Annotated in this window: 18 protein-coding genes and 1 pseudogene; 6 read left to right on the top strand and 13 right to left on the bottom strand. The window is 70.4% G+C overall.

Annotated features, from left to right (window positions below; all coding sequences use genetic code 11):
* Positions 1-30: 30 nt before the first annotated feature.
* The 6 genes and pseudogenes from CFW40_RS32065 to CFW40_RS32040 form a co-directional block, all read right to left on the bottom strand.
* A complete protein-coding gene (locus CFW40_RS32065) occupies positions 31-471 on the bottom strand; it encodes a hypothetical protein (RefSeq protein ID WP_088801241.1) in 441 nt (146 codons plus the stop codon).
* Positions 464-961, bottom strand: coding sequence for a SigE family RNA polymerase sigma factor (locus CFW40_RS32060; protein ID WP_088801240.1), 498 nt, complete (start codon positions 959-961; stop codon positions 464-466). The genes CFW40_RS32065 and CFW40_RS32060 overlap by 8 nt, the downstream gene beginning before the upstream one ends.
* Positions 962-1127: 166 nt before the next feature.
* Positions 1128-2284 (bottom strand): annotated as a pseudogene (locus CFW40_RS32055) (XdhC family protein).
* A gap of 246 nt (positions 2285-2530) precedes the next feature.
* A complete protein-coding gene (locus CFW40_RS32050; RefSeq protein WP_088801239.1) occupies positions 2531-4678 on the bottom strand; it encodes a xanthine dehydrogenase family protein molybdopterin-binding subunit in 2148 nt (715 codons plus the stop codon).
* The gene (locus CFW40_RS32045) at positions 4675-5667 is read right to left on the bottom strand and encodes a xanthine dehydrogenase family protein subunit M (protein ID WP_088801238.1); all 993 of its coding nucleotides are present in this window, start codon (positions 5665-5667) and stop codon (positions 4675-4677) included. The genes CFW40_RS32050 and CFW40_RS32045 overlap by 4 nt, the downstream gene beginning before the upstream one ends.
* The gene (locus tag CFW40_RS32040) at positions 5664-6302 is read right to left on the bottom strand and encodes a 2Fe-2S iron-sulfur cluster-binding protein (RefSeq protein WP_088801237.1); all 639 of its coding nucleotides are present in this window, start codon (positions 6300-6302) and stop codon (positions 5664-5666) included. The genes CFW40_RS32045 and CFW40_RS32040 overlap by 4 nt, the downstream gene beginning before the upstream one ends.
* Positions 6303-6673: 371 nt before the next feature.
* On the opposite strand from CFW40_RS32040, the gene CFW40_RS32035 reads away from it, so the two are divergent.
* Entirely contained in the window at positions 6674-7252 is a 579-nt protein-coding gene (locus tag CFW40_RS32035) for a TetR/AcrR family transcriptional regulator (RefSeq protein ID WP_088801236.1), read from the top strand.
* A gap of 430 nt (positions 7253-7682) precedes the next feature.
* Positions 7683-9422 (top strand): PKD domain-containing protein, encoded by a 1740-nt coding sequence (locus CFW40_RS32030; RefSeq protein WP_256331168.1) that lies wholly within the window; start codon positions 7683-7685, stop codon positions 9420-9422.
* 335 nt (positions 9423-9757) lie between these two features.
* Here CFW40_RS32030 and CFW40_RS32025 read toward each other — a convergent pair whose 3' ends face one another.
* From CFW40_RS32025 to CFW40_RS32000, 6 genes are all read right to left on the bottom strand, one after another.
* Positions 9758-10180, bottom strand: coding sequence for a hypothetical protein (locus CFW40_RS32025; RefSeq protein ID WP_088801235.1), 423 nt, complete (start codon positions 10178-10180; stop codon positions 9758-9760).
* A gap of 267 nt (positions 10181-10447) precedes the next feature.
* Positions 10448-11638, bottom strand: a complete 1191-nt coding sequence (locus CFW40_RS32020) for a 4-hydroxybenzoate 3-monooxygenase (RefSeq protein ID WP_088801234.1) — start codon at positions 11636-11638, stop codon at positions 10448-10450.
* Positions 11639-11855: 217 nt separating this feature from the next.
* Complete coding sequence (locus tag CFW40_RS32015; protein WP_088801233.1) at positions 11856-12647, bottom strand: AraC family transcriptional regulator; 792 nt, start codon at positions 12645-12647, stop codon at positions 11856-11858.
* A gap of 142 nt (positions 12648-12789) precedes the next feature.
* Complete coding sequence (locus tag CFW40_RS32010; protein ID WP_088801232.1) at positions 12790-13083, bottom strand: hypothetical protein; 294 nt, start codon at positions 13081-13083, stop codon at positions 12790-12792.
* Entirely contained in the window at positions 13080-13694 is a 615-nt protein-coding gene (locus CFW40_RS32005; protein WP_088801231.1) for a ParA family protein, read from the bottom strand. The genes CFW40_RS32010 and CFW40_RS32005 overlap by 4 nt, the downstream gene beginning before the upstream one ends.
* Positions 13695-13898: 204 nt before the next feature.
* Complete coding sequence (locus tag CFW40_RS32000; protein ID WP_088801230.1) at positions 13899-14360, bottom strand: MarR family winged helix-turn-helix transcriptional regulator; 462 nt, start codon at positions 14358-14360, stop codon at positions 13899-13901.
* An 80-nt stretch (positions 14361-14440) separates the two neighbouring features.
* Here CFW40_RS32000 and CFW40_RS31995 point away from each other — a divergent pair, with 80 nt between their 5' ends.
* The 3 genes from CFW40_RS31995 (at position 14441) to CFW40_RS31985 (ending at position 16500) form a co-directional block, all read left to right on the top strand.
* Positions 14441-14812 carry a VOC family protein gene (locus CFW40_RS31995; RefSeq protein ID WP_088801229.1) on the top strand — a complete coding sequence of 124 codons (372 nt, stop codon included), beginning with the start codon at positions 14441-14443 and terminating at the stop codon, positions 14810-14812.
* 3 nt (positions 14813-14815) lie between these two features.
* Positions 14816-15280 (top strand): hypothetical protein, encoded by a 465-nt coding sequence (locus CFW40_RS31990; protein ID WP_176956315.1) that lies wholly within the window; start codon positions 14816-14818, stop codon positions 15278-15280.
* Positions 15281-15720: 440 nt separating this feature from the next.
* Entirely contained in the window at positions 15721-16500 is a 780-nt protein-coding gene (locus tag CFW40_RS31985) for an SDR family NAD(P)-dependent oxidoreductase (RefSeq protein WP_088801228.1), read from the top strand.
* Positions 16501-16670: 170 nt separating this feature from the next.
* Here the strand turns inward: CFW40_RS31985 and CFW40_RS31980 are convergent, their stop codons facing one another.
* Positions 16671-17984, bottom strand: a complete 1314-nt coding sequence (locus CFW40_RS31980; RefSeq protein WP_088801227.1) for a cytochrome P450 — start codon at positions 17982-17984, stop codon at positions 16671-16673.
* A gap of 413 nt (positions 17985-18397) precedes the next feature.
* On the opposite strand from CFW40_RS31980, the gene CFW40_RS31975 reads away from it, so the two are divergent.
* Positions 18398-19132 (top strand): alpha/beta hydrolase, encoded by a 735-nt coding sequence (locus tag CFW40_RS31975; RefSeq protein WP_088801226.1) that lies wholly within the window; start codon positions 18398-18400, stop codon positions 19130-19132.
* The last annotated feature ends 24 nt before the right edge of the window (positions 19133-19156 follow it).

Here is a 19156-nt window from a genome sequence, read left to right as displayed (position 1 = left end):
GCCGGACCGCCGGGTCAGGGTGCGGAGGGGTCAGCGCGGGGGCGCGGTGGACGGAGGGGACGTGCGGTGCGTGGCGGTGGCGGACGCCCCTGGGACTCCCTGGCTGGTCCGGGGCGGCGCGGTGGCGGGCGGTGTGCCCGGTGTGGTCCGGCCGGGAATGGGGGTACTGGTCACCGGCGACGTACTGCGGGGCGGCGTCGGTGCGGGTTTCGGGGTGGCACTCGGCCGGGAGGGAGACGGGGTGACGGCCGGAACCCCGGTACTCGGGCTGCCGGGCAGCAGTGCGACGGCGGCCGCACCGGTACCGGCGAAGACCAGGCAGGCACCGGCGGCGAGCGTGGCGATCCGACGCCGGCGCAGCCGCTCCCCGCGCCGCGCGACGAGCTCGACCGGTGCACAACGCGCACGGGACTGCCCGGTGGAGGCCGCTTCCTGGAACAACGACCGCAGCAGATCATGGGGTTCAGGCACCGGGTGCCTCCTCAATACGCGGGTCCTGCAGACGAAGGGAGAGTGCCGTCCGGCCCCTGACCAGATGGGTCTTGACGGTGCTGGCGGACAGCCCGGTCTCGAGGGCGATCTGCTCCACGGTCAGGTCGCACACGTAGTGCAGCGTCATGGTCCGCCGCTGATTGGCGGGCAGTTGCCGCAGCGCCGCCACCAAGGCCACCGATTCGGGCCCGGGGCCCTCGACATGCGGCGGGGCGCCGCTGCGCTGCCAGGCATCCGCGGCACGGCGCCGTACGCGCCACCGGCTCACCGCCAGGCGCCACGCGACCGTACGGATCCAGGCCTCGGGCTGACCGTTCCGGTCGAGCTGACGCCGCCGGCTCCAGCCCCTGGCGAACGCCTCCTGCACCACGTCCTGCGCCTCGTGCTGATCGCCGAGCATCACGTACAGCTGCCCGGTCAGCCGGGCGACCGTCTGCGCGTAAAACTCTTCGAACTCCTCGACGGTCAACAGCCACTCCCCGGTTCTTTTCGGTCTCCCCCCGCATACGCCTGGCGCGCGGCATCCGGTCGACACAGAACGCAAAGTTCCGGGGTGACGGTCATCACAGACCGTGGCTCACGGGCATCCGGCACCGCCGGCCACCGGCCCGGCCCGGCCCGGCCCGGCCCCGGAGTCATGCGACCACCCGCGCTCCGGCCACCCCGCTTCCCGCTTTCCCCTCCTCCTGGTGAATCGGTGTCCGGGAGCCGGTCAGCGGGGCACCCGTGCCGCCGTGGCGTGCCGCGACGATCTCGGCGGCGATGGACAGTGCGGTCTCCTCGGGGGTGCGGGCGCCGAGGTCGAGGCCGATCGGGGAACGGAGGCGGGCCAGTTCGGGGGCGGTGACGCCGGCTTCGCGGAGTCTGCGGTTGCGGTCCTCGTGAGTACGGCGTGAGCCCATGGCGCCGACGAAGGCGACCGGCAGCCGCAGGGCCTCCTGCAGGAGGGGGATGTCGAATTTGGCGTCGTGGGTGAGCACGCACAGGACCGTGCGGCCGTCGGTCTCGGTGCGCTGGAGGTAACGGTGGGGCCAGTCGACCACGATGTCATCGGCCTCCGGGAAGCGGGCCCGGGTGGTGAAGACGGGGCGGGCGTCGCACACGGTGACGTGGTAGCCGAGGAACTTGCCCGTACGGACCAGGGCCGCGGCGAAGTCGATGGCGCCGAAGACAATCATGCGGGGCGGCGGCACACTCGACTCGACGAACAGCGTCAGGTCGGCCGCGCAGCGCGATCCGTCCTCCGAGACCGCGAACGTGCCGGTGCGGCCCGTGTCCAGCATGGCGCGGCTCTCCGCCACCGCCGCACGGTCCAGCTCCGGATGCCCGTCGAGTCCCCCTTCGTAGGAGCCGTCGGGGCGTATGAGCAGTGCTCTGCCCAGGAGTTCGGCCGGTCCCCGGGCCACACGGGCGACCGCCGCCGGCTCCCCCCGGGCGGCCGCCGCGAGCGCCGCGGCGAACACCTTCCTGCCCGGTGTGTCCGCCCGCACGGGTGTGACCAGGACCTCGATCGCCCGCCGCAGGTCAGTCCCACCGCGAAGGCGTCCTCGGCGCTGTAGCCGAACTCCTCCAGGACCGTCCCGCCGTCCTGGAGTGCCTGGGCGCACAGGTCGTACACGGCTGCTTCCACACACCCCCCGGAGACCGATCCGATGGCCACGCCCCGGCTGTCGACGGCGAGGGCAGCGCCCGGGCTGCGCGGCGCGCTGCCGGAGACGGCCACGACGGTGGCCACGGCGAAGTCCCGGCCCTCCGCCGTCCATCGGTTCAACTCGTCGGCGATGTCCAGCATCTCGCTCTCCTCGTGGTGTGCAGGTCATGGTGTGCAGGCCCTGCACGAAGGCCCGTTCGTTGCGGAGTGGACGTCATCGAGCCCGGACGCCCGTGTGCGACGGCACCGAGCACGCACGTCCGTGCAGAACGGGAGCCGAACCGGGACGCCCGTGCAGGACTGCAACCGAACCCGGACGCCCGGGAAAGACCGGAGAGCCCGGACGCCCGTGCAGGACCGGAGCCGAGCCCGGACGTCCCTGTGGGCTCAGCCGGCTCCGTTGTTCCCGATCCCGACTCCCGCCAGCAGGACACGGTCCGGACGGATCGGCAGGTTCCGGTGGCGTACACCGGTCGCGTGCCAGACCGCGTTGGCGATGGCCGCCGCGGCTCCCACGATCCCGATCTCGCCGATGCCCTTGATCCCGACCGGGTCGTCTTCGTCCGGGTCGTCCACCCAGTCCGCTTCGATGAGCGGTACATCGGCGTGCGCGGCGAAGTGGTAGCCCGCGAGGTCGGCGCCGACGTGGCCGCCCGACGCCGGATCCCTGACCGCCTCCTCGTGCAGCGCCATGGAAAGGCCCCAGGTCATACCGCCGATGAATTGGCTGCGTGCGGTCAGCGGATTGATGATCCGGCCCGCGGCGAAGATGCCGAGCATCCGTCGTACGCGTACCTCACCGCTGGTGACGTCCACCGCGACTTCGGCGAACTGCGCCCCGTAGGAGTGCCGTTCCTTCTTCGCCAGCGCGCCGATGGCCTCGCCGGTGTCCGCCCGTGCCGTGATCCCTTGCGGCGGGATGACCCCACCCAGGGCCAGTTGTTCCTTCAGCCCGCGCACCGCGAGCGTGATGGCCCAGCCCCAGGAGCGGGTGCCCATCGATCCGCCGGCGACCATCGCGGGGCCGAAGTCGCTGTCCGCGATCCTTATGCGGATGCGCGCCGGCTCCACCCCCAGCGCGTCCGCGGCGATCAGGGCCAGCGCGGTCCGTGCGCCGGTCCCGACGTCCGCCGCGGTGATCCGTACGGTGAACGTGCCGTCCGCCTCGGCCGTCACGGCCGCCGTGGACGGGGCGGCCGCCGAGGGAAAGGTGGACGCAGCCGTGCCGGTGCCCAGCAGCCAGCGTCCTTCGCGGCGGGTGCCGGGGCGTGGGTCCCGGCCCGCCCAGCCGAAGCGTGCGGCACCCTCCTGAAAGCAGGCCAGCAGATTACGGCTGCTGAACGGCAGACCGGAGAGGGGTCCCACCTCCGGTTCATTGCGTACCCGCAGCGCGATCGGGTCCATATCGCACTTCTCGGCGAGCTCGTCGAGCGCGGACTCCAGGGCGAACGAGCCCGGGGCCTTGCCCGGCGCACGCATCCAGCTCGGTGTCGGCACATCGAGCGGTACGACACGGTCGACGGTGTGGTGCGCGTCCGCGTCGTACAGCACCCGTCCGAACTGCGCGCTCCGCTCGACGAATTCATGGACGGTCGAGGTGAGGCACTGCGCCTGGTGGTCGAAGGCGCGCAGCCGCCCGTCGGTGTCGGCGCCGAGTCTGACCCGCTGCACCGTGGGGCTCCGGTAGCCGATGACGGAGAACATCTGCCGTCGGGTCAGTACGACCCGGACGGGGCGGTGGAGAACGGTTGCCGCCATGGCGGCGAGCACCACATGCGGACGGGTCGCCTTCGCCCCGAAGGCGCCGCCGACGTGCTCGGACCGCACCCGCACCGAGGCCGGATCGAGCGAGAACAGCTTCGCCAGCTCCTCCGAGACGAACCTGCTGCCCTGGTTGGAGTCGACGACTTCGAGCCGGCCGCTGTCCCAGCGCGCCATCGCCGCATGCGGCTCCAGCGGGCTGTGATGCTCTTCCGGGGTGCTGTATTCCGCGTCCACGACCACGGAGGACGCGGCCAGCTCGGCCGCCAGGTCCCCCTTCTGCGTCTCCGTCGGCGTGCCGGGGGAACCATCCGGTGTGCGCACCCCCGGTCGTCCGGGGGAGAAGGCGATGTCGTGCGGCTCCTCGTCGTAGTGGACCACCAGAGTTTCGGCGGCTTCCCTGGCCTGCTCGGAGGTTTCGGCGACGACCAGCGCGACCGGCCAGCCGGCGTGCGGCACACGGTCGTGCTGGAAGACCTGAAGGATCGGCTCGGCCGTCCCGAAGCCATTGGTGTAGTCACCGTTGAGTCGCGGGGCGTTGCCGTGGTGCAGGACGGCGAGGACACCGGGCATGGCGAGTACGGGGCCGGACTCCACGGAGCGGAGGCGGCCGCGGGCGATGGTGGACAACACCAGCCATCCGTGGGCGAGTTCGGCGAAGGGGATCTCACCCGCGTAGCGTGCGGCCCCGGTGACTTTGTCCCGGCCCTCCAGACGGGTGTGGGCGGTGCCGGAGGCCGGCGTCACCGCGAGGCTTTCCGTCGTCGTGGTCATCGGGCGGCCTCCTCGGCGAGTTCGGACAGCACGGCCACGACGAGGTTGCGCATCAGGGTCACCTTGTATCCGTTGTGGGGCAGCGTCCGGGCGGCCGACAGTTCGGCATCCGCGGCGGCGGCGAAGGCGTCGGCGCTCGCCGGTCCCCCGGTCAGCACCCGCTCGGCTTCCCGGGCCCGCCACGGCCGGGACGCCACCGCCCCGAAGGCGAGACGGACCTCGTGGACGGCTCCCTCCCGGACATCGAGGGCGGCGGCGATCGAGCCGATGGCGAACGCGTACGACGCGCGCTCACGCACCTTCCGGTAGCGGGAGACCGCGGCAACGGGGGCCGGCGGCAGGGTGATGCCGGTGATCAGCGCACCGGGCGGCAGCGCCGTCTCCAGATGCGGGGTCGCGCCCACCGGACGATAGAACTCCGCCAGTGGCAACTCCGCCGGTCCGTCCGCCGTTTCGTACCGGACGACGGCATCGAAGGCGGTGAGGGCCACCCCCATATCCGACGGGTGGATGGCCACACAGTGTGCGGAGGCGCCCAGGATTGCGTGGTTGTGGTGTTCGCCCTCGATGGCGGGACAGCCGCTGCCGGGATCCCGCTTGTTGCACGGCTTGGTCGCATCGGTGAAGTAGCCACAGCGGGTGCGCTGGAGCAGATTCCCGCCGACCGTGGCCATATTGCGCAACTGCCCCGAGGCGCCGGACAGGATGGCCTGCGCCAACGCCGGGTAGCGGCGCCGCACTTCGGGATGGGCGGCGAGCTCGCTGTTGGTGACGGTCGCGCCGATGCGCAGACTGCCGCCGGCCCCGGCCTCGATCCGGTCGAGGGGGAGGTCCCGTACGTCGATGAGCAGCGCGGGCCGCTCCACCCCGGCCTTCATCAGGTCGACGAGATTGGTGCCACCACCGAGCGCGCGCGCCTCGGGATCGGAGCCGAGCAGGGCGACCGCGCCGGGGACGTCGAACACGCGCTGATAACCGAACTCCCTCATGCCGTCACCTCCGCGTCGCCCGCGTTGCCCGCGCCGTCCGCTTCGCCCGTGCCGGCAGCCGCGGAGGGGCCGTCTTCCTGCCGCGGGCCGGGTGGGGCAGACGCCGCACCGGCCCGCGCCGCCTGCGCGACCGCCTGCACGATCGACACATAGGCGCCACAGCGGCACAGGTTGCCGCTCATCCGCTCCCGGATCTCATCGGCGGTGAGCGGCGGCACCCCCGCCTCGGGCCGTACGTCCGCACTCACGGCACTCGGCCAGCCCGCCGCATGCTCCTCGATCACCGCGATCGCGGAGCAGATCTGACCCGGTGTGCAGTAGCCGCACTGATAGCCGTCCAGATCGAGGAACGCCTGCTGCACCGGATGCAGTTGCTCGCCCTCCGCCACGCCCTCGATGGTGGTGATCACGCGCCCCTCGGCGGCCACCGCGAGCTGCAGGCACGCGACGGCCCGGCGTCCGTCGAGCAGGACCGTACAAGCGCCGCACTGGCCGTGGTCACAGCCCTTTTTGGTACCTGTCAGATCGAGGTGCTCGCGCAGTGCGTCGAGGAGAGTGGTGCGGTGGTCGACGGGCAGCGTGTGTTTCTCGCCGTTGATGTTCAGGGTGATGGCGCTGGACGTCGATAGGGCCATGGTTCAGCCTTCTTTCGCGTATGGGAGGCGCGGTGGGCGTCGGGGCGTGGGCCCCGAGGCCGACGTGGCCGGCCCGGAGGCCGAGCGGTCCCTGTCCCTCGGGAGCCGGAGCGCCGGACGACGGAGCATCCCGGGGACAGTTCGGAAGACGGTGGAGGAAGAGGCGGCAGGGTGCGGGCGGCGCCGGTTCGGAGCGCCGGCGGCGAAGGCGCTGGACGGTAGGCAGGTCACAGTGGCCACCGGTCGTCCACACCGGCCGAATCTGCCGCTATGGTGGACCTAAGCGGACAACTGTCCATTACCTTCACAACGTACCGGACAACTGTCCGGTTAGCAAGGCCGGCCCTCGCTGATTTCCGGAAGGAGGACGAGTGCAGCAGAAAAAGGACGCGCCCCTGCGCTCGGACGCGCAACGGAATCGCGAACGCATCCTGGAAGTCGCGCTGGAGGAGCTGACCCAGTCGGCCGATGCCCCGCTGAGCTCCATCGCGAAGAAGGCCTGCGTCGGACAGGGGACCTTCTACCGCCACTTCCCCAACCGCGAGTCTCTGGTCCTGGAGGTCTACCGCTACGAAGTCCAGCAGGTCGCCGACACCGCGGCCCAGTTGCTGGCGACCCGTACGCCCGACCAGGCCCTGCGGGAGTGGATGGACCGCCTCGCCCAGTACGCCATGGCCAAGGCCGGCCTGGCCGACGCGATGCGCAGGGCCACCAGCGAGCAGAACGCCCTGGCCGGTCTGGGGCACGGCCCCGTCACCTCGGCCGTCAGCCTCCTGCTGCAGGCGAACGAGGAGGCCGGAACCATCCGTCCGGGCGTGACCCCCGACGACTTCGTACTCGCCATCGCCGGCCTCTGGCAGCTCGACCCCCACGGCGACTGGCAGTCGCGCGCCGGACGACTCCTGGACCTGGTCATGGACGGACTGCGGGCCGGCGCTCCCGGCGCGTGACCCACGCACACCCGCCCGCCGCGAGCCGCATCGCCACCCAGGCCACCCCCAGGCCGCCCCCAGGCCCCCCACCCCGGCGCGACTGCCGCCCGCGACGTCGCCCCCGAGAAGCACCATGCCGCCGGCACCGCATCGCAGGCCTGGCCAGTAACTGCCGGTAAGTGATCACTCTCACTCAGCAGCCGACCCGTCCGCAGCCCATACCGGTCTCCCGAGTGCCATCATCCCTACCGGTGCGGGGTGCAGCGGATCCCGCGCCGACTGAAATGGCAGCGACAGCACAGGAGTTGGCATGGCATCAGCGTGGTGGCGGTGGGTTGTGCCCAAACAGGCGGGCGCCGGGGCGAGTGCCGTTCCCAGCAGGCCGGGGGCAGTCCGTCGCCCGATCACGGCGAGACGTTTAGCAGCGAGGCAATCCGCGACGAGGCGCTTGGCGTCAAGGCGTCTCACCACAGTCACTGCGGTCGGCGTACTTCTCGGCCAGCTCCTCGGCGGACTGCCCACCGCCGCGCAGGCCAGCGCCTTGCCGGGATCGGCGTTCCCCCTCGTCCTCGACGTGGACCTGACGCCGAATCCGGTGTGCAGCGGAGCCGTCCACGGCCGGGTGCAGGTCTACGACCCCGCCGCGGCCAGGGCCGGAGCGACCGTGGAATGGCGCGTGCGCGCCGGTGAGAAGCAACTGGCCGGCGGACGCCTCGCCATGTTTGCCCCTGTCGGCAGAGCAGAGTTCAGCATCCCCTTCGACCAGGTGCCCGCGGCCGAGACCGCTCTGCAGGTCGACGCCCGCCTCGCCGCCTCGTCCGGGAGCCCTGCCCCCGGACACTACGGAAAGGTCTGGCGGGACACGGTGCGCCGGGGGTGCGATCCGGTGCGGGTGGCATCCGTCGGTGACTCCGTGGTCTGGGGGCAGGGCCTGGACCACGACCAGAAGTTTCCTTATCTGACGGGTCAGTTGCTCGGCGGGGAGACCGGTCGGGGCCATCAGAACATGGACTATTCGATCTCCGGCGCGGTGCTCGACGCGCCCGATCTGCCCGCGGGCAACGACGACGCGGCCTGTCTGCGCACGACGGAGAAGCAGGACCCGGACGGCGACGGGGAGATGGAGTTCGGCGAGGTCACCCGGCAAACGCCGGACGTGTTCTGCCAATTGGAAAAGGCGGGCGCACAGGCACGGGCGGGCGGCTACGGTCTCGATCTGGTCGTGATCAACGGGTGCATCAACGACCTCGATCCCTTCTTCGGCCTCGGCGTCGGCATCACCCCCGGCTCGGAGAAGGTGCCCGAGGCGGTCAAGCGCGAGTGCTCCGGCATCGGCGCGGCACCGGAGAACCCGGCCAAGGACGTCCCCTACTTCAGCGGCGCGAAGGTCGGATACGGCGGACGCGGGATGCAGGCGGCGATCGAGAAGGCCCATTCCCTGCCGGGGCGGCCGAAGGTGATCGTGGCCGATTTCTACTATGCGCTGAGCCGCAGCAGTTCGCCGGTCCCGGTGCGAACCTGCTCGACTCCGGGAGTCGCCGGGACGCGGCTGACTTCCTGCAGGGGAGCCCTCGGCAGGGTGGCCGAGCGCTATGAGCAGTACACACAACTCGCCAATGCCGCCTACCGCCAAGCGGCGTCCGCGGCCAACAAGGCGTCCACGGACGGTCCGTACGCGGTTGCCGCCGACGGACTGTTCACCGTGGACAATGCCGTTCTCGCCCGGGACTCCAAGGTCTGGGGCACTCCGGTGAGCGACCCGGCGTTCCCACTGCGCACGCGGGCCTGCCCCGAGCTCAGCCCGACCCCGGCGCAGTGTCTGACCGCGGCCGTCGCGCACCCCGACATCGAGGGCGCCCGGCAGTACGCCGACGCCTTTCTCCTCAACCCGCAGGTCCGCGACTGGTTCCACCTCCCCCGGCAGGGCCCCCGGGCGCAACTGAACGTCCCGGAGCACGCCCCCGTCGGCAGTGAGGTGCGCATATCGGCGACGGTGAACGGAAAACCGCCCGCCACCGGGTACCACTACCACTGGTACTTCGGCGACGGTACGCAACGGGAGACGAACGAAGCGGCCGTCACCCATGCCTACGACCGTAAGGGACCCTGGCTACCACGCCTCGTGATGACCGGTCAGGACGGACGGAAGTCCCTGGTCGAGGCCACCGGGGACCTCACCGCGGACTGACGGCTCCGTCTCCGGGGGGGGCGGCTCGCCGGCACGGCCTGCGGGCCACGCGGGCCGCCCCTTGCCACGACCGCGCCGCGAGGCGCGAGCTCACGTGCTGATGTCACGCAGTTCGCGTGAGGAGAGTTCGCCCGCCGTGTCCCCGACGGCGCCGCATCACACGACCGGGCCGCTTCCGCGTTCCCCGCGCAACGCGCCCCGGCACCCTGGGTGCCGGGGCGCTCTCCCGAGAAGCGACTCGGTGCGCGGCCGTGGGCAGTAGTCGTGGACAGTGGCCGTGGGCAGTGGCCGTGGGCAGTGGTCATGCCGGCTGTCCCCACGGCCGCGCTGTCGGTTCAGCGGACGTGCACCGTCACCACGTCAGAGGCGTGCAAGCGCACGGGCTTCTGGTCGTGCGGGCTGGTCAGGCCGTACAGCACCGCACGGAACTTCAGGTCGCCGCGGCGCGCGGACGTGCCGTGCGCAGTGACCCGCGCATCGCCGTCGACCGCGGGGCTGCAGGTCTCCTGGTGCCACCCTTCGCCGAAGCCGTTCTCCTCCAGGCACAGCTGATGCAGGAAGCCGGCGCTGTCATCGTCGCCGTGCGCCTTGACCGTGATGGTCTTGCCGACCTGCGCCGTGCGCGGCGCCGTGATGTCCACGTCGCCCTTCGCGAACGCCGGCCCGGCGGCCAGAGCCACTGAGGCCAGACCCAGCGCACCGATCACCGCCGCACGGCCGCCCCGCGTCTTGATCCCGGTCTTCTTCGTCCTGGTCATGGACTTCCCCTCCCGCGGGTCCCCCACCTGGGAAGACCCGCCCTTCGCGAAGGCGCCCGGTGCGCCTCGCCGCCCCTCCAGATGAGGCGGCCGCCCCGCGCGTTGCTCCTGACCCGGCATCGTTACGAATTCCCGACATAATTCGGTAACCGGCGCCTGATCCCCACAACAGGTGCCAAATGGCTTCTTGGAGGCGCTGAAGGCGGCCCGGCGTCCCATGGAGCGGGACGCCTTCCCGCACAGTCGCCTGGTCCCGAGCGAGCCGCATCACCCCTTCTCCGCATTACTTGGACCGGTGATTCGCTGCAGCGGCTCCGGCTCCAGCAAGTGCTCCAGGTTCTTCCTGGCGATCTGCTTGCGGAACTCCCCCTCGTAGGAGGGATCACCGGAGTCGTGCATGACCTCGGTCGTCCAGACTGCAGATGCCTGCTGCCGCCATGTGTGGTCCAGGCAGGTGTCGGAGTAGCTGTCGAGCAGACTGGAATCGTGGTTCTCGACCTGGTGAATGACTGCGCGAGCGAGCACATCGGCATCGTGGAGGGCGAGACTCATCCCCTGTGCGCTCATCGGTGAGATGAGATGTGCCGCGTCCCCGAGAAGGTAGAGCGTGCCGTAGCTCATGGGGCTGAAGACCACTCCGCGCAGCGGCACGACCTGCTTGCTGGTGATCGGCCCCCTGGGGGTTACCGGCTCGCCGAAGCGAGCGTCCAGTTCGTTCCAGATACGGTCGTCCGGCCATTGCTCGATGGTGTCGGTGAGCGGGCACTGCAGGTAGAGACGACTGGCGCTCGGGCCGCGGGTGATCTGAGCGGCGAAGCCGCGGGAGTGCACTGCCAGCACGGCCGGCGGATCCGCGGGCACCTCGGTCATGACGGTCAGCCAGGCGTACCCGAACTCGTGGGTGGAGCAGCTGAGGCTGTCATCGGGGATGGCCGTCCGGCTGACACCACGGAAGCCGTCGCTGCCGGCGACGACGTCACAGCTGACGGTCTTGGTCGAGCCGGCGGCGTCCCGGTAGCGCACCAGAGGGTTAGCGGTGTCGATGTCGTGCAGGGAAACGTCTTCGGCTCCGAAGCGCAGATCGCCACCGTCGCGGAGGAAGACCTTGATGAGGTTCTGGACGAGGACCTGCTGGGGGCAGAACACGCCGTCGGCATCCTCCGAGTCGTCATCCCTTCTCCACCGCCGCATTTCCCCCTCGACCAGCAGCGGCACACCCGAATCGGAGGCACCGTGGCTGGGGCCCTCGACGGCCTCGGCCAGTCCCCACTCGTGCAGCCGGCGGACCCCGCCGGCGTCGAGAGCTCCGGCCCTCTGCCGCTTCTCCACGTAGTCACGACTGTGCCTTTCCAGAACGATGCAGGAAATTCCCTTCCGCAGAAGGAAGTTGCCGAGTGCGAGTCCGGCGACCCCGCCTCCCACGATGACGACGGTTGCATTCTTGCCGGTTCGGGTCATGTGTTTCGAGCTCCTTGCAGATGGCGAGGCCGGACCTGCCTGAGCGTGAACGCCTGTGCCGCCGAGATGGTGTGGCGTACTGACCACCACTGTGAAACTCGACCACAGGGGCACTCAACCGGTAAATGGACAGCCAATGCCGCCAACCCGCCAACCTGCCACACCCCGATATACGCCGCGCGGCCGCCGGTGACGCGTCCGCCGGTGACTCCTGCCGCTACGAAAGCGCGCGGCTGGTGCGTAGATCTGCCTGGTAGCTGCCCGGGGTCTGGCCGACGACCGAGTGGAAGGCGTCGATGAAGCTGGAGGGGTTCGACCACCCGCATGCCATCGCTGTATCGGTGACCGACCTGCCGTTGGTGAGGTGGCCCAGGGCGTGGTGGATGCGAAGCGTGGTGCGCCACTGGTGGAAACTCATGCCGAGTTCGGTGTGGAACAGGCGACTCAGGGTGCGTTCGCTGGCTCCCGCAGCGCGTCCCAGCTCGGCCAGAGTCGCAGACCGCGCAGGATCGGCGTGCAGGAGACCGGTGACGGTGCGCAGCCGGTCGTCGCTGGATTCGGGCAGGTGCAGCGATTGCTCGGGAGTGTCACAGAGCTCGTCGATGACCACGGCGAGCAGGCGTTTGCGGGCGCCGGGGCGGACCTCTGGCCGCTGGCCGGTGAGCACCAGGACGGCCTCGCGCAGCAGTGGACCGACGGCGAACACGCTGGGGTGGCCCACGAGTTCGCCGCACAGGTCGATCGGGATGGTCAGGAGACGGACGTCGGTACGGCCGTAGAAGCGGTGGGAGTGGGCGAAACCGGGTGGCGTCCACGTCACCCGGTTGGCCGGGGCGACCCAGGTTCCGCGCTCGGTCGTGGTGGCCAGTGTCCCGGCGGCTGCGTAGACGAGCTGCCCCTGGTCATGGGTGTGGGGGTCGAGATGGTAGCCGTGCGGCAGCCACCCAGCGCCACTGGGCGTGGGCTGCGGTTCCGAGGGCCCCAGAGGGGGCTGGCAGGTTTTCAGCATCAACTGACAGTCTGCCGGTGGTGCGTCACCCTGGTTCAGCGGCCGGCTCGGAGAAAGCAGGGCGGGCTGATCCGGCGGGCGTTGAGCCCACGCCGATCAACCGACAACCCCAGGCAGGGCACCTCCCGTGCGGCCCGGCTGGTCAGCGACCCGAATCCGGTACCTCGCGTGGGGCGGACGGAGCCTGGTCTCCGGGCCGAGAGACCCAGCCGACGGTGGCGGCCAGAGTGCGCAGGACGGTGGCGCCGGCGAACACGGCCGAGGAGACCGGCCGTCCCATCCATCGCGTCAGATCACCTCGCAGGTCGGGATCGACCTCGACGGTCACCCGGAGGTATCTGTTCTGCAGCGTGGTGACCTCGGTGGACCGAGGTGCCGGGACATCATCCTGCCCGCGCCGCAATGCCGCCCGGTAGCTCTCCTTGCGCCGGCTCATGCTGCATCCTCACGTTTGATCAGTTCCTCCGCGAAGTCCATGTACGCCGACCCCTTGGCCTGGACCGGGTTCCCGAAAGACTGGGCGTAGAGGTCGAGCCGCGCGATCTGGGTGTGCAGCACCTCGAAGCCTTGCTCGGTGAGTGCCTCGCGAGCGTCCGCATCGGGCCCGGTGCGCGTGGCATCGGGACGGTTGGTGCGGTTGAGCAGCACCGCCGAGCGGGCCGGCTCGGCACGCAGGGACTGCACGTCCGTCATCTCACCCCGGATGGGGGCCATCCGGTCCAGTTCGATGGGGGCGGGGGTCACGGGCACGATCCACTCGCCGGCGTACCTCATGATGCTGCGGGTGATGCGGGGATGGTCCTCCAGCTGGGGCGCATCGAGCACGACGGCCTGCCGGTCGCCGAGGAAGTCGTTCACGCGGCGGTGGACGTCCCCCACCGGCAGGGCGATCACCGGAAACGGAAAACCACCGGCCAGCTCGCTCCACCGCAGCGCGGAAGCGGCCGGGTCACCGTCGATCAGCAGCGGCGTCATGCCCGACTCATAAAGCGCGTGGGCCAGCCAGACAGCACTCGTCGTCTTTCCGACGCCGGGCTTGAGATTCACGAACGCACAACTCAGGGGCACGAGAACGGACAATAACGGGCGCGATCGTCCAGTTCCGGTCGGCACGAGGGCGTGGCCTCGTGGTTCACCCGCAAGCAGTGAGAAACGCCGGACACGGCACACCGAGGCCAGTCGCGCCCCTGCCAGGTCGGCGAGCAGTTTCTCCGGGGCGGCCTGGCGGAGTTCACCGAGCCGGGAGTGGGGTCATTCCTCCAGTGCTGCCGCCATGCGGTCGAGGTCGGCGAGGAGCGCTGCCAGGCGCCGCGTCGGGATCGCTTCGACCATGCGCTCTTCGACGGCGTAGACGGCGGCCTGGACCGCGACCAGACGCGCGGTGCCCTCCTCGGTGAGGCGGGCGGGCCGGGCGCGGCCGTGGTCGGCGGTGGCGGGGCGGGTGATCAGCCCCGCTTCCTGCAGGCCCCGCAGAACGACGTTCCCGGATTGCCGGGTGACGAAGGTCGCGCGGGCGAGGTCGGCGTTGGACATGCCGGGGTGCAGGGCCAGGAGTTCGAGGGTGGCGTACTGCGGCACGGTCAGGCCGTGCTCGCGGAGGACTTTGTCCATGGCCCCACGGAGGGCGGCCTGGGTGCGTTTGAGCAGGTATCCCACGTGGTGAGTGACGTCTTTCGTGGGGTGGGACCGTTCGGCCGACACATTCTCCAGCATGTAAGCATTTTGACATACCTGATGCGGTCGACTTAACCTTGGGCATGTCAAAGTCCTGACATTGAACTTCGAGGAGACCCATGACTGTCACCATCGACGGCCCCGACTTCGTCGCCCTGCAAGTGCGGGACCTGGACGCGGCAGCGGACTTCTGCGAGCAGCACCTCGGTCTGCGCCGGGCCGCGGTCTCGCCGCCCCACGCGGTCGTCTTCGACACCAAGCCGACCCCCTTCGCCGTCCGCGAGCTCCTGCCGGGCGTCGACCTCGCCGACGCCGCACGGCCGGGACTCGGCACGGTGCTCTGGTTCCGGACCTCCGACGCCCACCAGCTCCACGACCAGCTCACCGCCGCCGGGATCAAGATCCTCACCCCGATCACGGACAGCCCCTTCGGGCCGATGTTCTCCTTCGAGGGCCCCGAGGGCTACACCCTCACCGCACACGGAGGCTGACCGTTGCCCGCCGTCACCCTCACCCCGGCCGGGCCCTTCTCGCTCGCCTCCGGCATCCGGTTCCTGGAGGGCTTCGGCCCCGCGAGCCACCACCACCCGGCGGACGGAATGCTCCGCCTGGCCTTCCCCGCCGACGACGGCGTCCCGGTCGTCGCGGCCGGCATCCGGCAGGAGGTGAGGGCAGACGGCGGCACGGGAACGGTCCGGGCCGAATTCACCGTGCATCCCGGCACCCCAAACCGGGCGAAGACAGCGACCGCAGAGGCAGCGGCCGAAAGGGACGTGCGAGCCCAACTCGCCGGCATCCTCTCGCTCGACGTCGACGCCACCGGATTCCCCGGCCTTGCCACGGACCCCGTGGTGGCCGGGCTCATGGCGGACCACCCGGGGCTGCGCCCGGTGTGCTTCCACTCCCCCTGCGAAGCCGCCGCCTGGGCAATCATCGGCCACCTGTTTTCGACAGGGTGAAGTAGAGCCAGCAGGACAGCGAGATGGAGAGCCACATTGCTCCATCTGTGAAGGGGGTGGAGCACCGCACAGGCCCGTGATCGGCAATGAGAATGAGAGCCACCTCGATCGGGTGACTTCGGGCCGGGGCGGTGTGGGCGGGAGTGTCCGTGACCGCGAGGGGCCGGTTGTCGATGGCTTGAGTGGTACCGGGCCCTCTTGGTCCGTGTCCCTGACAGGCGCGGTTCGTGAGGACCCGGTTTTGATTATGCGGTGGTCATGGTGGCGGCTGTCCTCGGTGTTTCATCAGCGATGAAGACCGAAGTCGGAGTGGGAGACCGTGTGCGGGGCAGTGCGGGATTCGCCGCTCAGGGGACGGCCAGACCGCTCAGTTGATCTTTCCGTCCGATGCGTTCCGTCCTGGGCGCTGACGCCGTGGACGCGCCGTCTAGGGTGCGGGCATGACCTCGCGTAGCTACCTTTCCGAACTGTTCTCGCTGGATGGCCGGGTCGCCGTGGTGACGGGCGGCAGTTCCGGCATCGGCCGGGCCATCGCCGGGGCTCTCGCGCGAGCGGGGGCGAGCGTGGTGATCGTGGCGCGTAGGGAGTCGGAACTGGCCGCCACGGTTGACGAGTTGGAGGCGGACGACTGCCGGGCGGCCTGGGTGAGCGCTGACCTGAGCACCCGCGACGGGGTGCGCGCGGCGGCGGAGCAGGCAGCCGCCGTGTTCGGCGAGCCCGACATCCTCGTCAGCAGCGCCGGGATCAACCTGAGGCCGCCGATGGGCGAGCTGGGCGAGGAGGTGTGGGACGTCACGATGGCGGTGAATCTGGAGGCGCCCTACTTGTTGGGCCAGCGGTTCGGACCCGGCATGGCCGAGCGGGGCTTCGGGCGGATCATCCACATCACCTCCCAGCAGGCCCACCGGGCGTTTGTCCAGAGTGGGGCTTACGGGGTCTCGAAGGGGGCGCTGGAGTCGCTGGCCCGCTCTCAGGCTGAGGCATGGTCGCCCCACGGTGTCACTTGCAACACGCTGGTGCCCGGCTTCGTCATGACCCCGCTCAATGTGCGGTTGTCGTCCGACCCGGAGAAGGTGGCGGCGCTGGCCGAGCGGACGATGGTCGGGCGCAACGGTCTGGCCGAGGACTTCGCCGGAGCGGCAGTGTTCCTGGCCGGCCGCGGGTCTGGCTATGTCACCGGGCAGGCGATCTTCGTCGATGGCGGGCTCTCCGTTCACTGAGCCCCAGCGCCGCATGAATCCGAACCGGCTGGGGAGCACGAACAGAGCCGGGGATTTTCGGAGGCATCAGAGGCCGGTGATCTCGACGGTGGGGATCCGCGACAGGGGTGCGCTGGTGATGGTGTCGAGCGGGTGCCGCATCACGTCACCCACCTCTCCGGACAACACACCTAGAGGCCCCGTGGCCGCACCGTCATCCGGATTCCGTCCCGTGCCCACAGCACGAACCGTTCCACCGGCGTCACTTCGTGCCCCGGCGCGGGCCGGAAACGCAGGCGCTTGAGGAGGACGGCCAGGACAAGCTGGGCCTCGACCGTGGCCAAAGCGGCACCCTCGCAGCTGCGTGGCCCGATCCCGAAGGGGACGTACGCGAGGCGTGGCCGCTTGGCCACCTCCTGCGGCGTGAACCGCTCGGGGTCGAACCGCTCCGGCTCGGGCCAGTGCTCAGGGTTCAGGTGCACCGCCCAGAACGGATAGAACACCGTCGTCCCGGCCGGGATCTCATACGGGCCGAGCAGCAGGCCCTCGGTCGTCTCACGTGCGCCGTACGGGCCGGGAGGGAACAGGCGCATCGACTCCTTGAGCACCATGTCCAGATACGTGAGCCGCCGCAGATCACCGTAATCGGGCGTGGCGCGCTCGCCCAGCACCTGGTCCAGTTCGGCGGCGACGCGATCGGCCACGTCGGGATGACGACCCAGCAGGTGCAGCGTCCACGAGACGGCGACGCCGGTGGTGTGGTGGGCGGCGAGCAGCGTCATCATCACGGTATCCCTGATCCGCGCCGGACTCTGACCGGCCTCCACGAGCGCCCCGATCAGGTCGCTGCGGTCGGTGCGGCCGCCCGAACGGTGCGCCGCCACCACGCGGTCGACCGTCGCGCGCAGATAGACAAGGGCCGCCTCGGCCCGCTCCGCCGAGCGCGGGTCGGCCCGTGGCACCTGGTAGAGCCGCCCGAGGTGCTCGGTGAGCACTTCCTCGAACGCGGCGACGACACGGTCCGTGTCGGTTTCCGCGCCGCCGAGCGCGAACCCGCAGATCATACGGAGCGACAGCGTCGTCAACTCCTGTTGCAGCTCGATGGATTCAGCGTCCCCCTGCTCCGCCCAACGGTCCGCGAGCTCCCGCGCCAGCCCGGTGAAGCGCGCGGAGTTCCGCTCATGAGCCGGCCGTCCGGCGAGCACCGAGAGCAGCAGTCGGCGCCAGGGGGTGTGCTCGTCGGCGGGGAGCACTTGCAGGTTGCCTGCCTCGCACAGCGGGTCCAGGAACGCGAACAGTCCCTCGGGCCGCGTGTCGATGTGCGCCGTGGCCTCCAGAAGCACGGGATCGGCGATCGACACGGCCGTGTCCGCGCCCGGCAGCTGGAAGCGCACGACGGGTCCGTGCGCCTCGTGCAGGCGTAACTGGTACCGGTGCAGCCCGCCCGCAGCCGCAACGGCGCTCAGCCCGCCGTCCTCCTGGTGCTCGGGTCCGGGGATGCGCATAACGGTGCCTCCTGCCCGAAGTCCTGCTCCCCCTCGAAGAGTCTGTTTCGAGGGGCCCTCAACTCGCCCTTGCATCAGCCACTTTTCCCCCATCCCCGCTCCTTTACCTCACGGCGGGTCCCGTGCCGTGGCCCGTACTGGCCCCGGCGAGCAAGGCGCGGATCGCGGAAGGACGGTGCGCGCCGGCACCCGGCTGGTGTCGCGATGTCATAGAAGCGCTCGGCCCCTGGGCCGCCGCAAAACCCGTTGGCGGGGCCACGGCGACCGTTGCTAATCTCCCGGAGGCCGTGCGAGAGAACGAGGAGGTGGTACCCGTGAACGCAGTATCGACATGGGTGCTCCCCTCCAAGGTCACGGTCGGGCGATAGTTCGTCCGGGAGCGCCGTTCCAGTGCACTCCCGAAAGGCACGACCATGCACTTCACTTCTGAACGCCGCCTCGACGACGGCGTCCTCGAACGCGAATTCACCCTCGGCGAGATCCCTGGCATCCTGTGGACGCCCGCATCCGCGCCGGCGCCGGCGCCGCTGATCCTGCTCGGCCCCCCTCCGCTCGGACTTCGCCAGGTGTACCCCCGGCTGGCGGGGCGGGCCCGGCACGCCGCGGCGGATGGCTTCGCCGCGGCCACCATCGAGCTCCCCGGGAGCGGTGACCGGCCCCGTTGGGCCTCCGACGAGCAGGCCCGCGCCGACCTGCGCCGGGCAATGGAGGCCGGCGAGCCGGTCGGCGACGAGATCATCGACGCCCTCGTTCTCCCGCTCGTCGAAAAGTCGGTCCCGGAATGGCAGGCCGCCCTGGACGCCCTCCTGTCGCTGCCCGAGATCGGCGGCCCGGTCGGGTACTCGGGGGGAGTGATCTCCATCGGCATCCGGCTTGCGGTGGTCGATCCGCGCATCTCGGCCGCCGTTCTGTTCGCCGGGAGTCTCGTGCCCGCCGCCATGTTCGAGGAGGCCCGCCGGGTCACCATTCCGCTGCACGTCCTGCTGCAGTGGGACGACGAAGGGAACGACCGGCAGGCAGCCCTGGACCTGTTTGACGCGTTCGGATCCAAGGAGAAAACACTGCACGCCAACATGGGCGGGCACAGCGGCGTCCCACAGTTCGCGGGGGACGCCGCGGCCCGGTTCTTCGCCCGGCATCTGCGCTAGAAGTCTCATGAAGATCTTGGGTTC

Origin of the sequence: Streptomyces sp. 2114.4 (genome assembly GCF_900187385.1) — a bacterium.
In the GTDB taxonomy this organism is placed as follows: Bacteria; Actinomycetota; Actinomycetes; order Streptomycetales; family Streptomycetaceae; genus Streptomyces; species Streptomyces mooreae.
Note: the sequence above shows the minus strand (reverse complement) of the source record. Positions and strands in the feature narration are given on the sequence as shown.

What these genes read in the sequence shown, in the direction of transcription:
- CFW40_RS32050 (WP_088801239.1), bottom strand. Translation starts at nt 4,678, where the DNA reads ATGACCACGACGACGGAAAGCCTCGCGGTGACGCCGGCCTCCGGCACC.
- CFW40_RS32045 (WP_088801238.1), bottom strand. Translation starts at nt 5,667, where the DNA reads ATGAGGGAGTTCGGTTATCAGCGCGTGTTCGACGTCCCCGGCGCGGTC.
- CFW40_RS32040 (WP_088801237.1), bottom strand. Translation starts at nt 6,302, where the DNA reads ATGGCCCTATCGACGTCCAGCGCCATCACCCTGAACATCAACGGCGAG.
- CFW40_RS32025 (WP_088801235.1), bottom strand. Translation starts at nt 10,180, where the DNA reads ATGACCAGGACGAAGAAGACCGGGATCAAGACGCGGGGCGGCCGTGCG.
- CFW40_RS32020 (WP_088801234.1), bottom strand. Translation starts at nt 11,638, where the DNA reads ATGACCCGAACCGGCAAGAATGCAACCGTCGTCATCGTGGGAGGCGGG.
- CFW40_RS32015 (WP_088801233.1), bottom strand. Translation starts at nt 12,647, where the DNA reads ATGCTGAAAACCTGCCAGCCCCCTCTGGGGCCCTCGGAACCGCAGCCC.
- CFW40_RS32010 (WP_088801232.1), bottom strand. Translation starts at nt 13,083, where the DNA reads ATGAGCCGGCGCAAGGAGAGCTACCGGGCGGCATTGCGGCGCGGGCAG.
- CFW40_RS32000 (WP_088801230.1), bottom strand. Translation starts at nt 14,360, where the DNA reads ATGCTGGAGAATGTGTCGGCCGAACGGTCCCACCCCACGAAAGACGTC.
- CFW40_RS31995 (WP_088801229.1), top strand. Translation starts at nt 14,441, where the DNA reads ATGACTGTCACCATCGACGGCCCCGACTTCGTCGCCCTGCAAGTGCGG.
- CFW40_RS31985 (WP_088801228.1), top strand. Translation starts at nt 15,721, where the DNA reads ATGACCTCGCGTAGCTACCTTTCCGAACTGTTCTCGCTGGATGGCCGG.
- CFW40_RS31980 (WP_088801227.1), bottom strand. Translation starts at nt 17,984, where the DNA reads ATGCGCATCCCCGGACCCGAGCACCAGGAGGACGGCGGGCTGAGCGCC.
- CFW40_RS31975 (WP_088801226.1), top strand. Translation starts at nt 18,398, where the DNA reads ATGCACTTCACTTCTGAACGCCGCCTCGACGACGGCGTCCTCGAACGC.